This is a genomic window from Stenotrophomonas sp. FR012, from assembly GCF_047520565.2.
GTDB classification, from domain to species: Bacteria; Pseudomonadota; Gammaproteobacteria; order Xanthomonadales; family Xanthomonadaceae; genus Stenotrophomonas; species Stenotrophomonas sepilia.
The window spans coordinates 35,828-54,266 of sequence record NZ_JAXBQL020000005.1; the positions used below are offsets into that span (position 1 = coordinate 35,828).

16 protein-coding genes are annotated in these 18,439 nt (G+C 67.4%); 7 read left to right on the plus strand and 9 right to left on the minus strand.

What is annotated here, in order from left to right:
* Positions 1-67: 67 nt before the first annotated feature.
* The 3 genes from ACM0O9_RS10260 to ACM0O9_RS10270 all read right to left on the minus strand — a co-directional run bounded on the left by ACM0O9_RS10260 (position 68) and on the right by ACM0O9_RS10270 (position 2,753).
* A complete protein-coding gene (locus ACM0O9_RS10260; RefSeq protein WP_065179036.1) occupies positions 68-613 on the minus strand; it encodes a glutathione peroxidase in 546 nt (181 codons plus the stop codon).
* Positions 614-736: 123 nt separating this feature from the next.
* Positions 737-1,132: a hypothetical protein gene (locus ACM0O9_RS10265; RefSeq protein ID WP_065179037.1), complete on the minus strand. Its 396-nt coding sequence runs from the start codon at positions 1,130-1,132 to the stop codon at positions 737-739.
* 70 nt (positions 1,133-1,202) lie between these two features.
* Positions 1,203-2,753, minus strand: a complete 1,551-nt coding sequence (locus ACM0O9_RS10270; protein ID WP_065179038.1) for a DNA recombination protein RmuC — start codon at positions 2,751-2,753, stop codon at positions 1,203-1,205.
* Positions 2,754-2,798: 45 nt separating this feature from the next.
* Here ACM0O9_RS10270 and ACM0O9_RS10275 point away from each other — a divergent pair, with 45 nt between their 5' ends.
* Positions 2,799-3,404: a glutathione S-transferase family protein gene (locus ACM0O9_RS10275; RefSeq protein ID WP_065186608.1), complete on the plus strand. Its 606-nt coding sequence runs from the start codon at positions 2,799-2,801 to the stop codon at positions 3,402-3,404.
* A gap of 71 nt (positions 3,405-3,475) precedes the next feature.
* On the opposite strand, the gene ACM0O9_RS10280 is transcribed toward ACM0O9_RS10275, so the two are convergent.
* Positions 3,476-4,483, minus strand: a complete 1,008-nt coding sequence (locus ACM0O9_RS10280) for a zinc-binding alcohol dehydrogenase family protein (RefSeq protein WP_065186609.1) — start codon at positions 4,481-4,483, stop codon at positions 3,476-3,478.
* Positions 4,484-4,574: 91 nt separating this feature from the next.
* Between ACM0O9_RS10280 and ACM0O9_RS10285 the strand changes: the two genes are divergently transcribed.
* From ACM0O9_RS10285 to ACM0O9_RS10300, 4 genes are all read left to right on the plus strand, one after another.
* A complete protein-coding gene (locus ACM0O9_RS10285) occupies positions 4,575-5,546 on the plus strand; it encodes a LysR family transcriptional regulator (protein ID WP_065186610.1) in 972 nt (323 codons plus the stop codon).
* A gap of 14 nt (positions 5,547-5,560) precedes the next feature.
* Positions 5,561-6,190, plus strand: a complete 630-nt coding sequence (leuE, locus tag ACM0O9_RS10290; protein ID WP_049417162.1) for a leucine efflux protein LeuE — start codon at positions 5,561-5,563, stop codon at positions 6,188-6,190.
* Positions 6,187-6,606, plus strand: coding sequence for a hypothetical protein (locus ACM0O9_RS10295; RefSeq protein ID WP_053496733.1), 420 nt, complete (start codon positions 6,187-6,189; stop codon positions 6,604-6,606). The genes leuE and ACM0O9_RS10295 overlap by 4 nt, the downstream gene beginning before the upstream one ends.
* A 164-nt stretch (positions 6,607-6,770) precedes the next feature.
* Positions 6,771-8,198: an amino acid permease gene (locus ACM0O9_RS10300; RefSeq protein ID WP_005421234.1), complete on the plus strand. Its 1,428-nt coding sequence runs from the start codon at positions 6,771-6,773 to the stop codon at positions 8,196-8,198.
* Positions 8,199-8,291: 93 nt separating this feature from the next.
* Here the strand turns inward: ACM0O9_RS10300 and ACM0O9_RS10305 are convergent, their stop codons facing one another.
* Both ACM0O9_RS10305 and ACM0O9_RS10310 read right to left on the minus strand, forming a co-directional pair.
* Positions 8,292-9,533 (minus strand): dipeptidase, encoded by a 1,242-nt coding sequence (locus ACM0O9_RS10305; RefSeq protein ID WP_414604051.1) that lies wholly within the window; start codon positions 9,531-9,533, stop codon positions 8,292-8,294.
* A gap of 138 nt (positions 9,534-9,671) precedes the next feature.
* Entirely contained in the window at positions 9,672-10,841 is a 1,170-nt protein-coding gene (locus tag ACM0O9_RS10310; RefSeq protein WP_065179044.1) for a class I SAM-dependent rRNA methyltransferase, read from the minus strand.
* Positions 10,842-11,187: 346 nt separating this feature from the next.
* Here ACM0O9_RS10310 and ACM0O9_RS10315 point away from each other — a divergent pair, with 346 nt between their 5' ends.
* On the plus strand, positions 11,188-12,150 hold the full coding sequence (locus tag ACM0O9_RS10315) for a TerC family protein (protein WP_164093365.1): 963 nt from the start codon (positions 11,188-11,190) through the stop codon (positions 12,148-12,150).
* 106 nt (positions 12,151-12,256) lie between these two features.
* Positions 12,257-13,027 (plus strand): rhomboid family intramembrane serine protease, encoded by a 771-nt coding sequence (locus ACM0O9_RS10320; RefSeq protein WP_005421226.1) that lies wholly within the window; start codon positions 12,257-12,259, stop codon positions 13,025-13,027.
* Positions 13,028-13,180: 153 nt separating this feature from the next.
* On the opposite strand, the gene ACM0O9_RS10325 is transcribed toward ACM0O9_RS10320, so the two are convergent.
* The 3 genes from ACM0O9_RS10325 to ACM0O9_RS10335 all read right to left on the minus strand — a co-directional run bounded on the left by ACM0O9_RS10325 (position 13,181) and on the right by ACM0O9_RS10335 (position 18,415).
* A complete protein-coding gene (locus tag ACM0O9_RS10325) occupies positions 13,181-14,287 on the minus strand; it encodes a glycerophosphodiester phosphodiesterase (RefSeq protein ID WP_164093366.1) in 1,107 nt (368 codons plus the stop codon).
* 105 nt (positions 14,288-14,392) lie between these two features.
* Complete coding sequence (gene mnmE / locus ACM0O9_RS10330; protein ID WP_111128186.1) at positions 14,393-15,742, minus strand: tRNA uridine-5-carboxymethylaminomethyl(34) synthesis GTPase MnmE; 1,350 nt, start codon at positions 15,740-15,742, stop codon at positions 14,393-14,395.
* A 3-nt stretch (positions 15,743-15,745) separates the two neighbouring features.
* Positions 15,746-18,415, minus strand: a complete 2,670-nt coding sequence (locus ACM0O9_RS10335; protein ID WP_414604052.1) for a polysaccharide deacetylase family protein — start codon at positions 18,413-18,415, stop codon at positions 15,746-15,748.
* Between the last annotated feature and the right edge of the window lie 24 nt (positions 18,416-18,439).

Here is an 18,439-nt window from a genome sequence, read left to right on the forward strand (position 1 = left end):
GAAAAAACCCCGCCTCGGCGGGGTTTTTCTTTTCCGGTAGGTGCCAACCTCGGTTGGCACGCTTTCCTCAGGCCGCCAGCGCGGCCTCGATGGCTTCGCGCAGGCGCGCGTCATCGGCAGCCACGTCCGGGGCGAAGCGCGCGATGACCTTGCCGTCGCGGCCAACCAGGAACTTCTCGAAGTTCCACAGCACCGCCGGTGCTGCGTGGATCGGAATCTCCTTGCTCGCCAGGCGCTCACGCAGCGGGCCTTCGCCGATCGACTGCGGCTGGGCGGCGGTCAGCCGCTGGTACAGCGGGTGGGTGTCCTCGCCAGCCACGCTGATCTTGGAGAACATCGGGAAACTGACGTCGTAGGTAAGCTGGCAGAACTGCTGGATCTCGGCCTCGCTGCCCGGCTCCTGGCCGAGGAAGTTGTTGGCGGGGAAGCCCAGCACTTCCAGGCCCTGCGCGTGCTTTTCCGCATACAGCGCCTGCAGGCCTTCGTACTGCGGGGTCAGGCCGCACTTGGAGGCGACGTTGACCAGCAGCAGCACCTTGCCCTGGTAGTCGGCAAGCGAGGACGGCTGGCCGTCGATGGTGGTGAGGGGAATGTCCTGGATCGGGGTGCTCACGCGGGGCTCCGGCTACGGCGGGAATGGCCCACCAGCATAGCGCCGCGCGCGCTGTTGTAGAGCCGAGCCCATGCTCGGCTGATGCCATGGCAGCCGAGCATGGGCTCGGCTCTACAGGCATCCTCAATCCACGCAGATCGTGCCCTGCGCCTTGCCGTCATCGATACGCTGGCGGCAACCGAAGTTCTGGCTGGCATCACGCTGGCAGGTACCGGACGCCACATCACCGGCCATTGCCTCGCCTGCGGCCAGGCACTGGCCCGTGCAGTCGCTTTTGCGGCTGCAGGCCTTGCCGGCGTCGGCATAGGGAATCACGCATTGCTCGCGCTGCAGCCGGCCGAGCCGCTGCAGGGTGCCACCGGCGGCCTGGCAGTCGACGTCGCGCGCTTCGCGATAGGCCTCGGCAGCTTCAGGGCTGGTGGCCGTGGCCTGCGCGGTCGTGTCCACGCTCGGTGGCGCGCTGCTGCAGGCAGCAAGCAGTGCGGTCAGGACAAGGCTGGTGCAAAGGGGCAGGCGCATCGTGGTACCGGATCGGGCGGGCAGGCCGCCAGCATACGCACCGGCGATGCAGGCGGCGTGTCGGCGCCGGTCAGGCCTCCTCGCCGTCGCTCGCCTCTTCCTCGGCCGTGGCATCTCCCTCGGCCAGGTCGCCGAGCAGCGACTGGGCCTGCTCGGCAGCCAGCGACTCGACACCCCGCAGGCGCCGTTCGATGGTGCGCGTCTTGCGGCTGGCCTCGCCGATGCTGCGCCCGACGGTGGTGATCTGCTTCTCGGCCTTCTCCAGGATGCCGGCGAACTTGCCGAACTCGCTTTTCACTGCGCCCAGCAGGCTCCATACCTCGCTGGAGCGCTGCTCGATGGCCAGCGTGCGGAACCCCATCTGCAGGCTGTTGAGCAGCGCGGTGACCGTGGTCGGCCCGGCCACGACCACGCGGTGCTCGCGCTGCAGCAGATCGACCAGTCCCGGGCGGCGGATCACTTCGGCGTACAGCCCCTCGGTGGGCAGGAACATCACTGCGAAATCGGTGGTATGCGGGGGTGCGATGTACTTGTCGCAGATCGACTTGGCCTGCACGCGCACCGCGCGCTCCAGCTGGATGCCCTGCAGGCGCACGCCTTCGGCATCGCCCTGTTCCTGTGCGTCCAGCAGGCGCTCGTAGTCCTCGCGCGGGAACTTGGAGTCGATCGGCAGCCACACCGGCGTGTCGTCGCTGCTGCGGCCCGGCAGGCGCACGGCGATATCGACCATCTCGCCACTATCCGGGCGCACCCTCACCGCACGCGCGTACTGCTCCTGGGTGAGTGTCTGCTCGAGGATATTCTCCAGCTGCACTTCGCCCCAGCTGCCGCGGTTCTTGACGTTGGTCAGCACGCGCTTGAGGTCGCCCACGCCGGTGGCCAGCTGCTGCATCTCGCCGAGGCCACGCTGCACCTGTTCCAGGCGCTCGGAGACGAGCTTGAAGGAATTGCCCAGTCGCGTTTCCAGCGTCGACTGCAGCTTCTCGTCCACGGTGTGGCGCATCTGCTCCAGCTTCTGCGCGTTGTCGTTCTGCAGCGCGCGCAGCTGTTCCTCCAGCGTGGCACGCATCTCGGCGATGCGCTGCTCGTTGCGCTGTGTCAGTTCCTGCAGGCGCAGGCCCAGACTGTCGGTCAGGCGCTGCTGCGACAGCGCGCCCTCCTCGCGGCCCTTGCGTGCATCGTCCACCAGGGTCTGGCGCAGCGCCCCGAGCTGGGTATCGGTGCGCGCAGTGAGCTCCTGCAGCTGCTGGCCAAACGCATGGATGCGTGCCTCCTGCTGCTGGCCGAAGGTCTCCAGCTGGCCGCGCAGTTCCTGCAGCCGCTGCCCCATCAATGCTGCGCCGCGCTGCTGGCTGTCGGCCACTTCAGCGCGCGCTTTGCGGGCATCTTCGCCCAGCGCTTCGCGCAGCAGGTCCAGGCGCTGATCGGTGCGGGTGGACAGATCGGTCAGCGCGCGGGCGAAGCCATCGAGCTGTTCGCGCAGTTCGCTGCGCCCGGCGCGCGCCTCCTCGCGCACGGCCTGTTCCAGGCGTTCATGCGGCGGGCGGCGCAGCAGGGCGACCAGCTGCAGGATGAGCACGGCCAATAGAAGGCCGGCAATGAGCAGGTATTCGGTTTGCATGGGGCAAGTGTAGGCTGGCCGAGTCTCAGCTGCTGCGTCAGGACCATGCTCGCTCTGTACGGAAAGCCCACCTCCATCAACGTGCGCAAGGTGCTGTGGCTGTGCGCCGGCCTCGACCTGCCACTCCAACACGAGCCAGAACCACCGGCGGACCTGCTGGCCACGTTGAATCCGAACCGGCAGGTGCCGGTCCTGCGCGATGGCGGCTTCGTGCTGTGGGAATCGAACAGCATCTGCCGCTACCTGGCCGTACGTGCTGGCCGTGATGACCTGCTGCCCGGTACGGCGCAGGATCGCGCCCGGGTCGAGCAGTGGATGGACTGGCAGGCCAGCGACCTCAACAGCGCCTGGCGGCACGTGTTCATGGCGCGCGTGCGGCGGCACCCAGACTACCCGGACGATGCCCGCGCCGAGGCCAGCCTGGCGCAGTGGAACCACTTGATGGGCGTACTCGATACACAATTGGCCGGTGGCCACTGCCACGTGACGGGCAACGCCTTCACCCTGGCCGACATCGTGCTCGGGCTATCGGCCCAGCGCTGGCGCAGCACGCCCGGCAACAAGCCCGTGCTGCCACACCTCTCGGCGTGGTTCGAACGGCTGCGCGAGCAGCCCGGTTTCACCACCCACGTCGACAACGGCGTGGCCTGAGGCAGGGGTCAGATCCCTTTCCCCCCAAGGGAAAGGGATCTGACCCCAAGGGGGCGCGGGAACCGCCGGTGTTACCAGCCTTCCAGCACGATCTTGCCCTTGGCGCGCTGGCTTTCCAGCAGCGCGTGGGCGCGCCGCAGGTTGGCCGCGTCGATGCGCCCGAAGTGCTCGCCCAGGGTGGTCTGCAGCACGCCCGTATCGATCAGCTCGGCCACACGGTTCAACAGGTCGTGCTGGCGCTGCATGTCGGCGGTGCGGTACAGCGGCCGCGTGAACATCGACTCCCAGTGCAGTGACAGTGCCTTGCGCTTGAGCGCCATCACGTCCACCTGGCCCGGGTCATCGATCAGCCCCAGTTGGCCCTGCGGTGCCAGCAGTTCCACGATCTGCGCGTAGTACTGGTCGGAGTGGGTCAGGCTGGCGACATGCTGCACCTCGCTGATGCCGAGCCGCGCCAGTCCCTCGGCCAGCGGCAGGCTGTGGTCGATCACGTGGTGTGCCCCCATTGCGTACGTCCAGTCCTGGGTATCCGGGCGCGAGGCGGTGCCGATCACGGTCAGCCTGGTCAGCTTCCGTGCCAGCTGCACCAGGATCGAACCGACACCACCGGCAGCACCGATCACCAGCAGGGTCTGGCCTTCGCCACCACCCTCCGGGATGCGCAGGCGGTCGAACAGCAGCTCCCAGGCGGTGATTGCAGTCAGTGGCAGCGCCGCGGCGGCGGCATCGTCGAGACTGGCCGGCTTGCGGCCTACGCTGCGCTCATCCACCAGCTGGTACTGCGCATTGCTGCCCGGGCGGTCGATGACGCCGGCGTAGTAGACCGCGTCGCCGGGCTGGAACAGGGTCACCTCGCTGCCCACCGCGTCGACGATGCCGACCGCATCCCAGCCCAGCACGCGCGGGCCATCGGTGGCCACGCCGCGGCGGACCTTGGTGTCGACCGGGTTCACCGCCACCGCGCGTACCGCCACGCGCAGGTCACGCGGGCCGGGCTGCGGCAGTTCCAGTTCAATGTCGATCAGGGCCTGGGCATCATCGATCGGCAGGCCGGCTTGGGTGTAGGCAATGGCGCGCATGGCAGCGGTCCAGTGGGGAAGGAGGCGACAGGTTGCGCCGCGCGCGGTCCCTCGGAAAGGCGCAGAATCGGGCAGCACTTTCACTCTGGCGATGAAGATGATCCGCTTCGACGATCTGCAGCTGTTCGTCCGCACTGCCGCACTGGGCAGCTTCTCGCAGGCAGCCCGCGAAGCCGACCTGCTGCCGGGGCAGGTCGCTGCGGCGGTGGCGCGGCTGGAACGCGAGCTGGACCTGCGACTGTTCGTGCGCACCACGCGCAGCCTGCGCCTGACTGGCGAGGGGGCGCTGTACCTGCCGTATGCGCAGGAGGTACTGGCCACCCTGCGCGAGGGCCAGGCGCGCGTGCAGGGCGAAGACGCCGAACTGCACGGCACCCTGCAGCTGTCGGCGCCGTCGGACTTCGGTCGAAATCTGCTGCTGCCCTGGCTGAGCGCCTTTCGCGCCGCGCACCCGCGGCTGCGCCTGCACCTGCGCCTGTCCGACGAAGTGGCCGACGTGTTCCGCGACCCGGTCGACGTGGCCATCCGCATCGGCCACTTCGACGACGCCAACTACGTCGCCCTGCCCCTGCTGGAAGGCAATCGGCGCATACTCGCGGCGTCGCCCGACTATCTGCAGCGGCGCGGCATGCCCACGCGCCTGGACGATCTGCGCGAGCATCATTGCCTGGTCTACCAGCTCAGTGGCCGCGCCTATGATCGCTGGTCGTTCGAGGTCGACGGGCGCCGTAGCGTGATTCCGGTGCGCGGCCCGCTGGTCTGCGATGACGCCGATGTGGTGCGGCGCTGGGCGGTGGCCGGCGAAGGCATCACCTACAAATCCTGGCTGGACCTGCGCGAGGATGTGCTCGCAGGGCGCCTGCAGCTGCTGCTCGACGGCATCGGCAGCCACATACCGTTGCAGCTGGTCTGCCCGCACCGCAAGCAGTTCTCGCCGGCGGTGCGGCAGCTGCACGCGCAGCTGCGCCAGCACCTGCAACCTCTGCTGTCTGGCATGCCCGAGGGTCCTGCCGGCCCACTGTCGCCAGTCCCGGCGCTGGCCGACAATGGCGGCCCCCCGTAAGAGAGAACGCCGCCATGCCGTGGATGGGCATCCAGGACCTGTGGACGTTTCTGGTCGCCGTGCTGGTGTTTCTCGCCCTGCCCGGCCCCGGTACCTTCACCCTGCTGACCGCCACCGGCCGTGGTGGCGTGCGCGGCGGTTACACCGCACTGGCCGGCCTGCTGGTCGGCGACCAGATCCTGATGTGGCTCGCGCTGGCCGGCGTGGCCGCGCTGCTCAAGGCCAACCCGCTGGTGTTCCACGCCGTGCAGTACCTGGGTGCGGCCTACCTGGTGTGGGTCGGCATCGGCCTGCTGCGCACGCCGAAGCACGAAGGCGGTGATGCCGGCCCGATCCGCATGCAGCCGGGCCGCTACTTCCAGCAGGCGATCCTGGTCAGCCTGCTCAACCCGAAGGCGATCCTGTTCTACATGGCCTTCCTGCCGTTGTTCATCGATCCCAAGGCACACCAGGGCATCGCCACCTTCGCGGCACTGGCCGGCATCATCCTGGTGGTCAGCATCGCCTACTGCTCGATGCTGATCGGTGTGGGCAACCTGGCCCGTCGCCGGTTGATCCAGCACCCGCGGATTAGCGACGCGCTGCGCCGCGTGGCCGGCCTGTTCCTGGTGGGGTTTGGCATCCGGTTGGGGCTGAACGGATGAACGGGCGGCTGCCGCTGCTCGGCCTGGCCCTGCTGTTCGCCGGCACCGCCTCTGGCGCCACCGTACAGGACCATCGTTGCCTGACCGGCGGTCGCAACGGCAGCATCCACCTGGAATGGCGCTGGCTGGAGGACGGACAGTCCGACGTGCGCTACGCCGGCCAGCGCAAGCGCCTGCCCCTGCGCCGGATCTCGATGCAAAGCACGGTGCTGGCCGAAGATCGCCCGTACCAGTTCGACAGCGTCTGGGAAGAGCGCATCGATGGCCGCCTCAACGGCCGCTACCTGTTAAGTACCCAGGGCGCGCTGGTGCTGGACCTGCGCTATGAGCGTGCCCGTGACGGGCGCAGGAGCTCTTTTCACGACGACGTCGAGGCCTGGCAGGAAGACGGCTGCCACTGGCCCGCCATGCCCTGACGTCGCCCGGCGCGGGGGTCCGGCCTGCTTTATGCCGATTCCGGCAGCCTGATCGCGGTGCAGCGCGCGGCGCGTCGGGTATGACCCGCGTCAGTGGTAATGCTGCGCTGCGTTCGGTCACACTCAGGAACTTGTCGTTCTTAGTCACCCCTTCCGAGGCCTGCATGTCCCTGTTCCGGCGCAAGTCCCTAGATTCCGTCACCGTCCACGAAGCCGGCAGGCGTCTGATCCCGACGCTCAGCTGGCCGCACCTGATCGCGCTGGGCATCGGCGCCATCGTCGGTACCGGCATCTACACGCTGATCGGCGTGGGTGCCAACCTGGCCGGCCCGGCCGTGCTGATCTCCTTCGCCATCGCCGGTGCGGTCTGCGCCTGCGCGGCGCTGTCCTACGCCGAGCTGTCGACGATGATGCCGGCCGCCGGCAGTGCCTACACCTACAGCTACAGCGCACTGGGCGAGGTGTTTGCCTGGGTGGTGGGCTGGAGCCTGATCCTGGAGTACTCGCTGGTGGTGAGTACGGTGGCGGTGGGCTGGTCAGGCTACTTCGTCGGCTTCCTCGAATGGGTCCATACCCAGTTCGGCTGGAATGTGCACCTGCCGGCCTGGCTGGCCGCCGGCCCGCACGTGGAAGGCGGCATGATCAACCTGCCGGCGATCATCATCACCTGGCTGGTGGCCGGCATGCTGATGGCCGGCACCAAGGAAAGCGCCACGCTCAACGCCATCCTGGTGGTGTTCAAGCTGATCGCGCTGGCCATCTTCGTGGCCGTGGCCCTGCCCGCCTTCGATAGCGCCAACCTGCAGCCGTTCATGCCGTACGGCTTTGCCAAGTCGATGGGCCCCGATGGCGTCGAGCACGGCGTGATGGCGGCGGCAGCCATCATCTTCTTCGCCTTCTACGGCTTCGATGCGATCTCCACCGCCGCCGAGGAGACCAAGAACCCGGGCCGCGACCTGTCGATCGGCATCATCGGTTCGATGATCGGCTGCACCATCGTCTACGTGCTGGTGGCGCTGGCGGCCGTCGGTGCGATGAGCTACGCGGTGTTCGGCCACAGCGCCGAGCCGCTGGCGCTGATCATGCGCCAGCTGGGCCATCCGACCGCGGCAATGGTGATCGGCGTGATCGCGATCATCGCCCTGCCGACGGTGCTGCTGGCCTTCCTGTACGGCCAGAGCCGCATCTTCTTTGTGATGAGCCGCGATGGCCTGCTGCCGCGTGGCCTGTCCAAGGTCAACGCACGCACCGGCACGCCGGTGGCGACCACACTGTTCACTGCGGTGGTGGTGTCGGCGCTGGCTGGTGTGGCGCGCCTGGACGAGATCGCGGCGCTGGCCAATGCCGGTACCCTGGCCGCGTTCACTGCGGTGGGCATCTGCCTGGTGGTGCTGCGCCTGCGCGAGCCGAACCGCGAGCGCACCTTCCGCACGCCGGTGGCTTTCGTGGTCGGCCCGCTGGCCGCACTGGGCTGCATCTACCTGTTCATCAGCCTGCCGCACACCACCCAGCTGTACTTCCTGCTGTGGAACGTGGTCGGCCTGGTGTTGTACTTCCTGTATAGCCGCCGCCACGCACTGATCGCGAAGTAAACCGATCACCGGTAGTGCCGGCCGCTGGCCGGCAACCCGCATCCTCTTGACAGGGGCAATGCCGGCCAGCGGCCGGCACTACCGCAGGGCGCTTCAACCGCCCTGCTTTGCGGCGTAATCCTGCGCCTGGCGCATCACCCGCATCAGGTTGCCGCCCCAGATGCCGGCAATCTGCTTCTCGGTATAGCCCTTGCGCAGCAGCCACGCGGTGATCTTCGGCAGCTGGCTGACATCGGGCAGGTCACTCAGTCCGCCACCACCATCCCAGTCCAGGCCGATGCCCACATGTTCCGGGCCGACCACCGTGAGGAGGTGCTCGAAGTGGGCGAAGAAGTCGTCCAGGCTGGCGTGGCGCACCGGGTGCTCGTGGTCCAGCGCCTGCTCGGCCTTCAGCAGCGCAACACCCTGCTCGATGCCCATGCCTTCCCAGCCGCCCAGCTGCTTGCTCAGCGCTTCCTCGGCCTGCTTGCGCTCGGGCGTCTTCGCCGTATCGATCAGGTAGCCGCCATAGGCGTTCACCTGGATCACGCCACCGGCCTTGGCCAGCCTGCGCAGCCGCGCATCGTCGAGATTGCGCGGATGGTCATAGACCGCCTTGGCCGAGCTGTGCGACAGCACGAACGGCACCGGCATCATTGCCAGCAGGTCGTCGAACACCGCGTCCGAGGCGTGCGACTGGTCGATCACGATGCCCAGCTTCACCGCCTGCCGCACCAGCTCCTTGCCGGCCGGGCTAAGCCCTTTCCATTCCGCGCCCTTGGGATCGGTGGCCGAATCGGCGAACTCGTTGTTGGCGAAGTGCACGGTGCTGAGCAGGCGCAGGCCGGCGCGGTGATAGAACGACAGCAGGCTGGGGTCGGCCACCAGCGGGCTGGCGTTTTCCATGCTGATGTAGACCACGCGCTTGCCGGCAGCCTTGATCCGCGCTGCGTCATCGGCGGTCAGCGCCAGCGCGAAGCGCTCGGGATTGGCCGCCAGCATCTCGCGGATCTGCATCAATCGCTGCAGCCCATGGTCACGCTCGGCCAGATGCGCGGCGGCGCTGCGGTCGCCCTGATCGGTGTAGATCGCCCAGAAGCCGCCATCCAGCGCGCCTTCGACCATGCGTGGATAATCCACCTGCGAAAGGGCGTTGCGGTCGTGGCGCTGCTCGATGTCAAAACCGGCTCGGCCGAAATTGGCCGGTGTATCGAGGTGGCTGTCGAGGGTGACCAGGCGCTGCTGCAGCGCCTTGGCACGGGCCAGTTCCTGCGCGCTGAACTCGATGGCGTGGGCGGTCAGCGGCGCGCACAGCGCCAGGGCGAGCACGACGGACAGATGGCGCAACGAAGGCATGGGCTCTCACCGGCATGGGGAAGAGCCCGACCATAGCGCCGTGGCCGCGCGTTGGGTAGCGCCGGGCCACGCCCGGCGGACCTTGAGGCTGTCAGGCAGATCAGCCGAGCATGGGCTCGGCTCTACAGCGTCCTGCGGTCAATCCACTACGCGGCAGAACACGGCCTTGAGATAACGCGATTCCTGCACGTGGGCCATGAACGGATGGTCCGGACCGGCGCCGGCCACCTTCAGGATCTGGATCGTGCGGCCGGAGAAATAGGCCGCGCGGCGCAGCATGTCGAGGAACTGGTCCTCGGCCACCAGGCCGGTGCAGGAGAAGGTGGCGAACAGGCCGCCCGGCTTGACCACGCCCAGCGCCAGCTTGTTCATGTCCAGGTACTTCTTCAGTGCGGTGATGACCTGGTCGCGGTCGCGGGTCATCTTCGCCGGGTCCAGGATCACCACGTCGTACTGCTCACCGCGGTTGGCGGCGTCGCGCAGCCACGGGAAGATATCGGACTGGATGAACTTCGGACGCACGTTGTTCAGGCGCGAATTGCCCTTGGCGATCTGAATCACGTCCTCGTCGATGTCGATGCCGATCACTTCCGAAGCACCACGCGCCGCCGCGTACACGGCAAAACCGCCGGTGTTGCAGCACAGGTCGAGCACGCTCTTGCCTTCCACCTGCTGGCTCAGCCACTCACGGTTCTCGCGCTGGTCGGCGAAGAAACCGGTCTTGTGCGCACCGGCCGGGTCGGCGCGGAACTTGACGCCGTACTCGGTGATCACCGACGCTTCGGTGGTGGTGTTGCCGTGGAAGTCGAAGCTTTCCTGCTTCTGCACGTGCTCGTCGGCGAAGCTGTGGAAGCGGCAGCCGGGGAACTGCTCGCGCAGCGCATCGTAGATCCATTCGCGGTGGCGGAACATGCCGGCGGCGAAGAACTCGACCACCACCAGGTCGCCGTAGCGGTCCACCACCAGGCCGGACAGGCCGTCGCCTTCACTGTGCACGACGCGCCAGGCATCGGACACCGCATCGAGCTTGAGTACCTCACGGCGCAGCGACACTGCCTGGGCGATCTTGCGCGAGAACCAGCCGGCATCCACCGGTACGTTCTGGTCGGTTTCAAGGATGCGCACGGCAATGCGCGAGTGCCCGTTGTAGAACCCGCGGCCAATGAACTCGCCATCGATGCCGACCACGTCGACGATGGAACCGGGCTTGGGCCGGACGGTCGGCTTCTCGACCAGTTTCTGGAAGATCCACGGGTGGCTGGAGCGCCACGCATTCTTGAGGCGGACAATCGGAAGGGGGGTATTCATCCACCCATTGTAAACCGGGCGCCGGGGTCGGATCCCCGCAGGGGCTCTGACCCCAGTGTGGCGACGATGAGGTCGGAGCCCCTTTGGGGATCCGACCCCTGGCCTCCCCATTTGACGGCGGCGGGGCCAGACGGCAGAATCGGCCCCAGAAGGGGAGTAGCTCCCAGACGTTGTCGCCGTCATTTCGAGCCCGCAGGCTCCGGTGCAACGGCAGTTCCAGCCGACTGGAACTGCGAGCGAGACCTTCGCCGTACTGGCGAAGCTCTGTCCCTGGATCCCCTCCCGATCCTCCGTTGCAGATCCTCGCCGTCCGGCCTGGCATTCATCTTTCCAACGGACATTCCCAATGCAGACGATCGGTAACGTGTGGTTGTGGGGCGGCTTCGCAGCGGTGGTGGTCATCGCCCTGCTGGTCGACCTCGTGTTGATGCGCCATGGTGGACCGCACAAGGTCACCTTCAAGGAGGCCCTGTGGTGGTCCATCGGCTGGGTCGCGCTGGCCCTGCTGTTCAACGCCGGCCTCTGGTACTACCTGAATGAGACCGCCGGCCAGGTCGTGGCCAACAAGGTCGGCCTCGAGTTCCTGACCGGCTACCTGGTCGAGAAGGCGCTGGCGGTCGACAACATCTTTGTCTTCCTGATGATCATGAGCTACTTCGTGGTGCCGGAAGAGCAGCGCCAGAAGGTGCTGATCATCGGCATCCTGGGTGCGATCGTGCTACGTACGATCATGATCTTCGCCGGTAGCGTGCTGATCAGCCAGTTCCATTGGCTGCTCTACGTGTTCGGTGCCTTCCTGCTGTTCACCGGCTGGAAGATGTGGTTCGCCGCCGGCCAGGAGCCGGACCTGGAGACCAATCCGGCCCTGCGCTGGATGCGCAAGCACCTGCGCCTGCTGCCGGACTACGCCGGCAACGCGCTGAGCGTGAAGCGTGATGGCGTGCGCTGGTTCACCCCGCTGTTCGCGGTGCTGATCCTGATTGCGGTCACCGACGTGATCTTCGCCGTGGACAGCATCCCGGCAATCTTCGCGATCACCACCGACCCGTTCATCGTGCTCACCTCCAACGTGTTCGCGGTGCTGGGCCTGCGCGCGATGTTCTTCCTGCTGGCCGGCATGGCCGACCGCTTCCACCTGCTGCCGTACGGCCTGGCGCTGGTACTGGGCTTCATCGGCATCAAGATGATGATCATCGATCTGTTCAAGATCCCGACCCCGGTCTCGCTGGGCGTGGTCGCGGTGATCATCGCCGCCACCGTGGTGCTGAGCCTGAAGTACCCGCCGAAGGAAGGCGAAGGCCAGGCCTGAGCCTGACCCGTTGAACGGTGCGGCCGGTGGGATTGTCCCGCCGGCCGCCTCCACTCTCCCGTTACGGTGGCCTTGGTTTCGCGCCAGTCACCGCCATTGCTGAGGTATGGACAACAACGCGCCCCTGCCCGCCGGCGACGTGCCGCCCCCCCGCAATGATCGCTCGCGCATCCTGCGGGCGTTCAATGTCAGCCTGGCCGCCGTGCTGGTGCTGGTGGCCGTGTTCGCCCTGCAGGGCACGTTCGACTGGCGACCGTGGGCGGTCGCACCGCTGGAAGCCAAGGGCCTGCTCGGCCTGATCGGCGGCCCGATGCTGCATGCCTCGGTCGAGCATATCGCCGCCAACAGCATCGCCATCCTGATCCTCGGCACGCTCGCCGGCAGCGTGTATCCGAAGGCCACCGTACGCGCGCTGCCCCTGCTGTGGCTGGGTTCGGGCCTCGGCGCGTGGATGCTGGGCAATCCGGGCAGCGTGCACCTGGGCGCCAGTGGCGTGACCCACGGCCTGATGTTCCTGCTGGCCAGCCTCGGCCTGCTGCGCCGCGACCGTGCGGCGATCGCCACCGGTCTGATCGGCATGCTGTTCTACGGCGGCATGCTGATGACCATCCTGCCGCACGCCGATGGTGTGTCCTGGCAGTCGCACATGGGCGGCGCCTTCGCCGGCATCATCGCCGCGCTGCTGTTCCGCAACGCCGACCCACTGCCACCGCGGCAGCGCTACAGCTGGGAAGACGAAGAAGACGAGGCCGAGCCGCTGTCCGACGACGAGCTGGAGCCGCCGTCACCGCAGCGCGTGCCGGTACTGTGGCAGCCGCGCGAGGGCCAGGACTACGTGGTGATCCCGTTCCGCCGCCCGGACGAACCGCGCGGTTGAGGTGAGGGTGGTGCCGGCCGCTGGCCGGCAACCTCATGAATCGGTAGTGGCCAACCTTGGTCGGCGCGGTTGTTGTGTGCCAACCAAGGTTGGCACCTACCAGAGCACACCGGCCCCCGGGTAGCGCCGGGCCATGCCCGGCGCGTGGATCGCTCAGTTCCCCGCCGCGCCCATCCCATCCACCGCTTGCCGGCCGAGCGCCGGGTCATCGGTGAAGAACGCATCGATGCCCGTCGCCAGGTAAGCCCGCATCTCGGCGATCGATCCCTCGGCATTGCGCGCGCTGTCGGCACCCTTGCGCAGGTTGCTGGGCTGGAAGTGGTTTTCCGGGCGGAAGGTGTACGGAACCACCATCAGGCCAGCGGCATGCGCATCACGTACCAGCGAGGTCGGCGTGCCCAGCGCGCCCTTGGCATCCAGTGGAATGATCGAACGCAGCTCGGGGCCGATGCCATCGGCGTAGCCGGCAATGTCCTTCAGGCCGGCCGGGGCCATCATCTGCGCATAGGTCAGCGTGCCGCCGGCCTTGGCGATGTCGGCCGGCTGGGTATCGCCCTTCCACAGCAGCTGCAGCAGCCGGATGTTGCTGCCCCGGCCGATCCTGCCGCGCAGGTAGCGCAGGTTAGCGGTCTCGAACGACTGGATCGTGACCGGCCCGACATTGGTGTACGCGTTGCCACGCAGTGCGGCCAGCAGCTTGTCTTCCATCGGCAGGCCGATGGACTGGAAGTAGGTCGGGTGCTTGATCTCCGGCACCAGGCCGATGCCGCGGTTGGCACGCCCGGCCTGCTGCACCAGGAAGGCCAGGATCTCGTCCAGGCTGGCGATGCGGAACTGCCCGTCGTAGGCAGTGCTGCGCAGTTCCGGCAGGCGCTCGCGCGCATAGAGGGTCTTCAGCTCGGCCAGTGTGAAGTCTTCGGTGAACCAGCCGTCGACCTTCTGACCATCGATCACCTTGCTGGTGCGGCGGCTGGCGAACTCTGGATGCGAAGCGACGTCGGTGGTGCCGCCGATCTCGTTCTCGTGGCGGGCCACCATCACCCCGTCCCTGGTCATCACCAGGTCCGGTTCGATGTAGTCGGCGCCATCGGCGATCGCCTGCGCGTACGACGCCAGGGTGTGCTCGGGCAGCAGTGCGCTTGCCCCGCGATGGCCGTAGACCGACACCTTGGGTGCGGCCGGGGTGGAGGATTCAGCACTCATGGCTACCGATGGTGCCACGGCCAGCGACAACAGCAACGCACAACCCCACGACTTCACTGCGACTTCCCCAAGCGGTATGTGATGGCCGTCAGTATGCGGCGGCAATGTGACAGGTGGGGGAAGCCTGCACCTGTAGAGCCGAGCACGGGCTCGGCTCTGCAGTTACTTGCCGATGCAGAAGCTCGAGAAGATCCTTCCCAGCAGATCATCCGCACTCATCTGCCCGGTGATCTCGCCCAGTGCGTCATGGGCCAGCCGCAATTCCTCGGCGGCCAGTTCCAGGTGCTCATGCGCCAGTTCGCGATCGGCGCGCTGCGCGTGTTCCTGCGCTCGCTCGATCGCGTCCACATGGCGCGTGCGCGCGGAGAACTCGCCATCCACCTGCTCCCCTGCCCCGGCCGAGGCAATCGAACGCAGGCGCGCATGCAGGTCGTCCAGCCCGGCGCCGGTGGCTGCCGAAACGAATACGCGGTCCGGGTCGTCCAGCGCCGGCAGCACACCGAGCAGGTCCGACTTGTTGTGGATGTAGATCTTGTGCGGCACCGCTGCCACGGCGTCACCCAACGCCGCCTGCCCGGCCGCCGGATCGCGCGCATCCAGCACGATCAACGCCAGGTCGGTGCGCTCGATTTCCACGTGCGCGCGGCGCATGCCTTCGCGTTCGATGGCATCGCCACCGTCGCGCAGGCCGGCGGTGTCGACCAGGGTCAGCTCCAGGCCATCCAGGCGGATGGTCTCGCGCAGCGTGTCGCGGGTGGTGCCGGCGATGTCGGTAACGATGGCGCGCTCGCTGCCGGCCAGCGCATTGAGCAGTGAACTCTTGCCGGCGTTCGGCGGACCGATCAGCACCGCGTGCAGGCCATCGCGCAGGCGACGGCCGCGTTCGGCGTCGCGGCGCAGCAGGGCCAGATCACTGCGCGCCTGCTCCAGCCCACGCCGCACCTGCGCACCGCCGAGGGTATCCAGCGGTTCGTCGGCGAAGTCGATGGCTGCTTCCACGTGGATGCGCAACAGCACCAACTGCTCGACCACGGCGTCGATGCGCCGCGAGAACACACCATCCAGCGAACGTCGCGCGGCGCGTGCGGCGCGGTTGTCGCCAGCCGCGATCAGGTCGGCGATGGCCTCGGCCTGGGCCAGGTCGAGCTTGCCGTTGAGGAACGCGCGTTCGCTGAACTCACCCGGCCGCGCCTGGCGCGCACCGAGCGCAATGCAGCGCGCGACCAGTTGCTGCAGCAGTACCGGGCTGCCGTGCCCCTGCAGTTCCACCACCTCTTCGCCTGTGAAGCTGTTCGGCGCCGGGAACCACAGCACGATGCCATCGTCGATGACGTCGCCATCGGCGTCGCGCAGGCGCGCATAGTGTGCATGGCGCGGGCGCAGTGCAGGCGCACCCAGCGCGCGGGCGATCGCCGCAGCGCGCGAACCGGACAGGCGCAGAAGGCCGACACCGCCAGCGCCCGGAGCGCTGGCGATGGCCACGATGGTGTCGGTACGGATCGCGTCGTTCATGGTTCAGAGTTTCTCCAGCTGCGCGCGTGCCTGCGCGGCACCACTGCCCTGCGGCTGCAGCGCCAGGTAGGTCGTGTAGGCCTGCTTCGCCTTGGCCTTGTCGCCGGCGTTGAAGTAGGCATCGCCCAGGTTGAGATAGGCCACCGCACGCGACGGATCGATCTTCAGCGTGTTCTCCAGCCAGCGTGCGGCTTCAGCGTAGCGCTGCTGACGGTAGTAGACGAAGCCGAGGTTGTTGGCGGCCTGGGCAAAGTCCGGACGCAGCTTCAGCGCTTCGGTGAACTGCGCGGCTGCCTCGTCGTACTGCTTCTCGCGGTACAGCAGCAGGCCACGGTCGTTGGCCTGCTGCGCGCGCTGGCGGTCGGACGCCGGTCCGGCGGAGGGCACTACCAGCTTGGCCTTGCCGCCCTGCAGGTCAGCCACCGTCACCGGTGCCTGGCTGCCCTTGGCCTCGCTGGCGGCCTCCACCTTGTTGTTCAGCGCGATCGCATCGGCGGTCAGCTGGCGCGTATCGGCATTGAGGAATTCCTGGCTGTCCGGCACCTGGAACACGAACTCGCCGCCTTGCGAACCGGGCAGGCTGCCGAAGGCCGGGGTCTGGTGCGAGACCGCCGATACGGCCGGCGCCACGTAGGCGGCCAGCTCGGTACCGGTGATCAGGCCGTCGCCGTTGAGGTCACCCTTGCCGGCCAGCGCCTGCAGCAGCACCCAGGTGAACACCGAGTGGCCGTTGGGGCCGGCATCGGCCACCTGCTGGTCGGCGCCGCCGGCGGTCAGCATCTGCCGCGCGCTGCGACGTGCGTTCTCGCGCAGGAACGACGACGACGACGGGCCGCCACGGGTCAGGCCCAGGCCGCTGTAGCAGGCATCCATCACGAACAACACATGCTTGGCCTGCATGCTTTCGGCGATGTTCTGGATGTCGGTCATCGCAATCGCGTCGGTGGCGAATTCCTTCGGATCCGAATCGACCGGGATGATGTAGCCGAGGTCGCGCCCGGAGGCGAGCTGGCGGGTCGCGCCGTGGCCAGCGAAGAATACGAACACGCGGTCGTTCTTCCCGGTGCGATCGTCAGCCAGGCGGTCGTGGAAGGCCGCGAGGATGTTGTTGCGCGTGGCCTGCTCGTTCTTCAGCACGATCACCTGCGAGGACGGGAAGCCGAACTGCCCGGTCAGGGTATCGGCCACCGCCTGCGCATCATGGCTGGCGTATTCCAGCTTCGGCCACTTGGCGTAGTTGTCGATGCCGACCACGATCGCCCACGACTTCTCGTAGCCGGTGGTGACGGTGGCGGCAGCGGCATCACCCTTGCGCGCACGGGCCACGGTGAAGTCGCGGCCGTTCCAGCCGGCAAACTGGTAACCCTCGGCGATCAGCCGGTCGAGGATCTGCGGCAGCGCCTTCACTGCGCGATCGTGGATGTCATGGAACAGGATGATGCCGCGCTGCTCCTTGTTCACCTGGTCGAGTACGCGCTGCACGATCGATTCCGGCACCGGGTCAGCCCAGTCCATCGAGTCGATGTTCCACATGATCGACTTCAGCCCGGCTTCGTTGAGCAGCTGCAGGCCTTCGGCATTGCGCGCGCCGTACGGGAAGCGGAACAGCGGCGCGCGCTTGCTGTCGACATCCTTCAGCAGCGTGTCGGTGTCCAGCACCTGCTGGCGCAGGGCGTCGCCGGTGGTGCGCGACAGCTGGGCGTGGGTCAGGCTGTGGTTGCCGACCGCATAGCCCTGTTCCATCAGGTTGCGGCTGATCTTCGCCATCGGGCCGAGGCTGACCTTGCCATCGGCCTCGACCTTGCCCAGGTTGCGGCCCACTTCGAAGAACACGCCCGGCACGTCGTAACGCTTGAGGATGGCCACCACTTCATCGGTGTAGGCCTTGTGCGGGCCATCGTCGAAGGTCAGCACCACCGTCTTGGCCGGCAGGTCGCGGCCGAAGATCTCACGGTCGCTGTCCTTCATCGACATCGGATACGGCTCGATCACCCCGTAGTCGCGCAGGATCGCTTCACGGCTGTAGTCCTTGTGCAGGTGGGCGATGTAGTCGTCCCATTTCTCGCGCTTCAGTTCGATGGCGCGGGTGCGCTCGAAGCGGCTGAAGATGCGGGTCAGTTCCTGGTTGTAGTTGCGCTCGATCTCATCGAGCGCTTCCAGATCCTCACCGATGCGCTGGTGCAGCTTCACCGCCGGCAGCGAGGAATCGGTGCCGACCCGCTCATGCAGGTCACGCAGCACTTCACGGAAGGCCAGGCGATCGGCGTCGAACAGTTCCGGCGCAGACTCGATGTAGTCCAGCACCGTGCCGAGAGTGGCAAAGCGCTGCGGGCTGGAACCGCGCAGCAGGGTGTCGAACTGCGCGGCGATGGTCGTGCGCTGTTCCAGGCCATCGTGGAACAGCTGCTGTCCCACACGCGTGGAGGTGCCGCGGTCGGCGGTCGACTGCTGCTCCTCGTCGGCCAGCAGCACGATGATCCGGCGGTAGCCATCGAGCTGCTTCTGCAGCGCCGCCAGCAACGGCGCAGCGGCAGGATCGGCGGCGGCCGCAGCCTGCGCGCTCGCCTGGGTGACCGTGCTCGCCGGCACCTTCGCGTCCTTGTCGCCACAGCCCGCTACGGCCAGGGTCAACAGCAGCGAGGGCAGGAACAGGCGGAACGACGACGCACGCATGGCGGACTCGAAGATGGGAGGAAC

Coding starts and splice junctions, on each gene's coding strand:
- ACM0O9_RS10265 (WP_065179037.1), bottom strand. CDS start 1,132: ATGCGCCTGCCCCTTTGCACCAGCCTTGTCCTGACCGCACTGCTTGCT.
- ACM0O9_RS10270 (WP_065179038.1), bottom strand. CDS start 2,753: ATGCAAACCGAATACCTGCTCATTGCCGGCCTTCTATTGGCCGTGCTC.
- ACM0O9_RS10275 (WP_065186608.1), top strand. CDS start 2,799: ATGCTCGCTCTGTACGGAAAGCCCACCTCCATCAACGTGCGCAAGGTG.
- ACM0O9_RS10280 (WP_065186609.1), bottom strand. CDS start 4,483: ATGCGCGCCATTGCCTACACCCAAGCCGGCCTGCCGATCGATGATGCC.
- ACM0O9_RS10285 (WP_065186610.1), top strand. CDS start 4,575: ATGAAGATGATCCGCTTCGACGATCTGCAGCTGTTCGTCCGCACTGCC.
- leuE (WP_049417162.1), top strand. CDS start 5,561: ATGCCGTGGATGGGCATCCAGGACCTGTGGACGTTTCTGGTCGCCGTG.
- ACM0O9_RS10295 (WP_053496733.1), top strand. CDS start 6,187: ATGAACGGGCGGCTGCCGCTGCTCGGCCTGGCCCTGCTGTTCGCCGGC.
- ACM0O9_RS10300 (WP_005421234.1), top strand. CDS start 6,771: ATGTCCCTGTTCCGGCGCAAGTCCCTAGATTCCGTCACCGTCCACGAA.
- ACM0O9_RS10305 (WP_414604051.1), bottom strand. CDS start 9,533: ATGCCTTCGTTGCGCCATCTGTCCGTCGTGCTCGCCCTGGCGCTGTGC.
- ACM0O9_RS10310 (WP_065179044.1), bottom strand. CDS start 10,841: ATGAATACCCCCCTTCCGATTGTCCGCCTCAAGAATGCGTGGCGCTCC.
- ACM0O9_RS10315 (WP_164093365.1), top strand. CDS start 11,188: ATGCAGACGATCGGTAACGTGTGGTTGTGGGGCGGCTTCGCAGCGGTG.
- ACM0O9_RS10320 (WP_005421226.1), top strand. CDS start 12,257: ATGGACAACAACGCGCCCCTGCCCGCCGGCGACGTGCCGCCCCCCCGC.
- mnmE (WP_111128186.1), bottom strand. CDS start 15,742: ATGAACGACGCGATCCGTACCGACACCATCGTGGCCATCGCCAGCGCT.
- ACM0O9_RS10335 (WP_414604052.1), bottom strand. CDS start 18,415: ATGCGTGCGTCGTCGTTCCGCCTGTTCCTGCCCTCGCTGCTGTTGACC.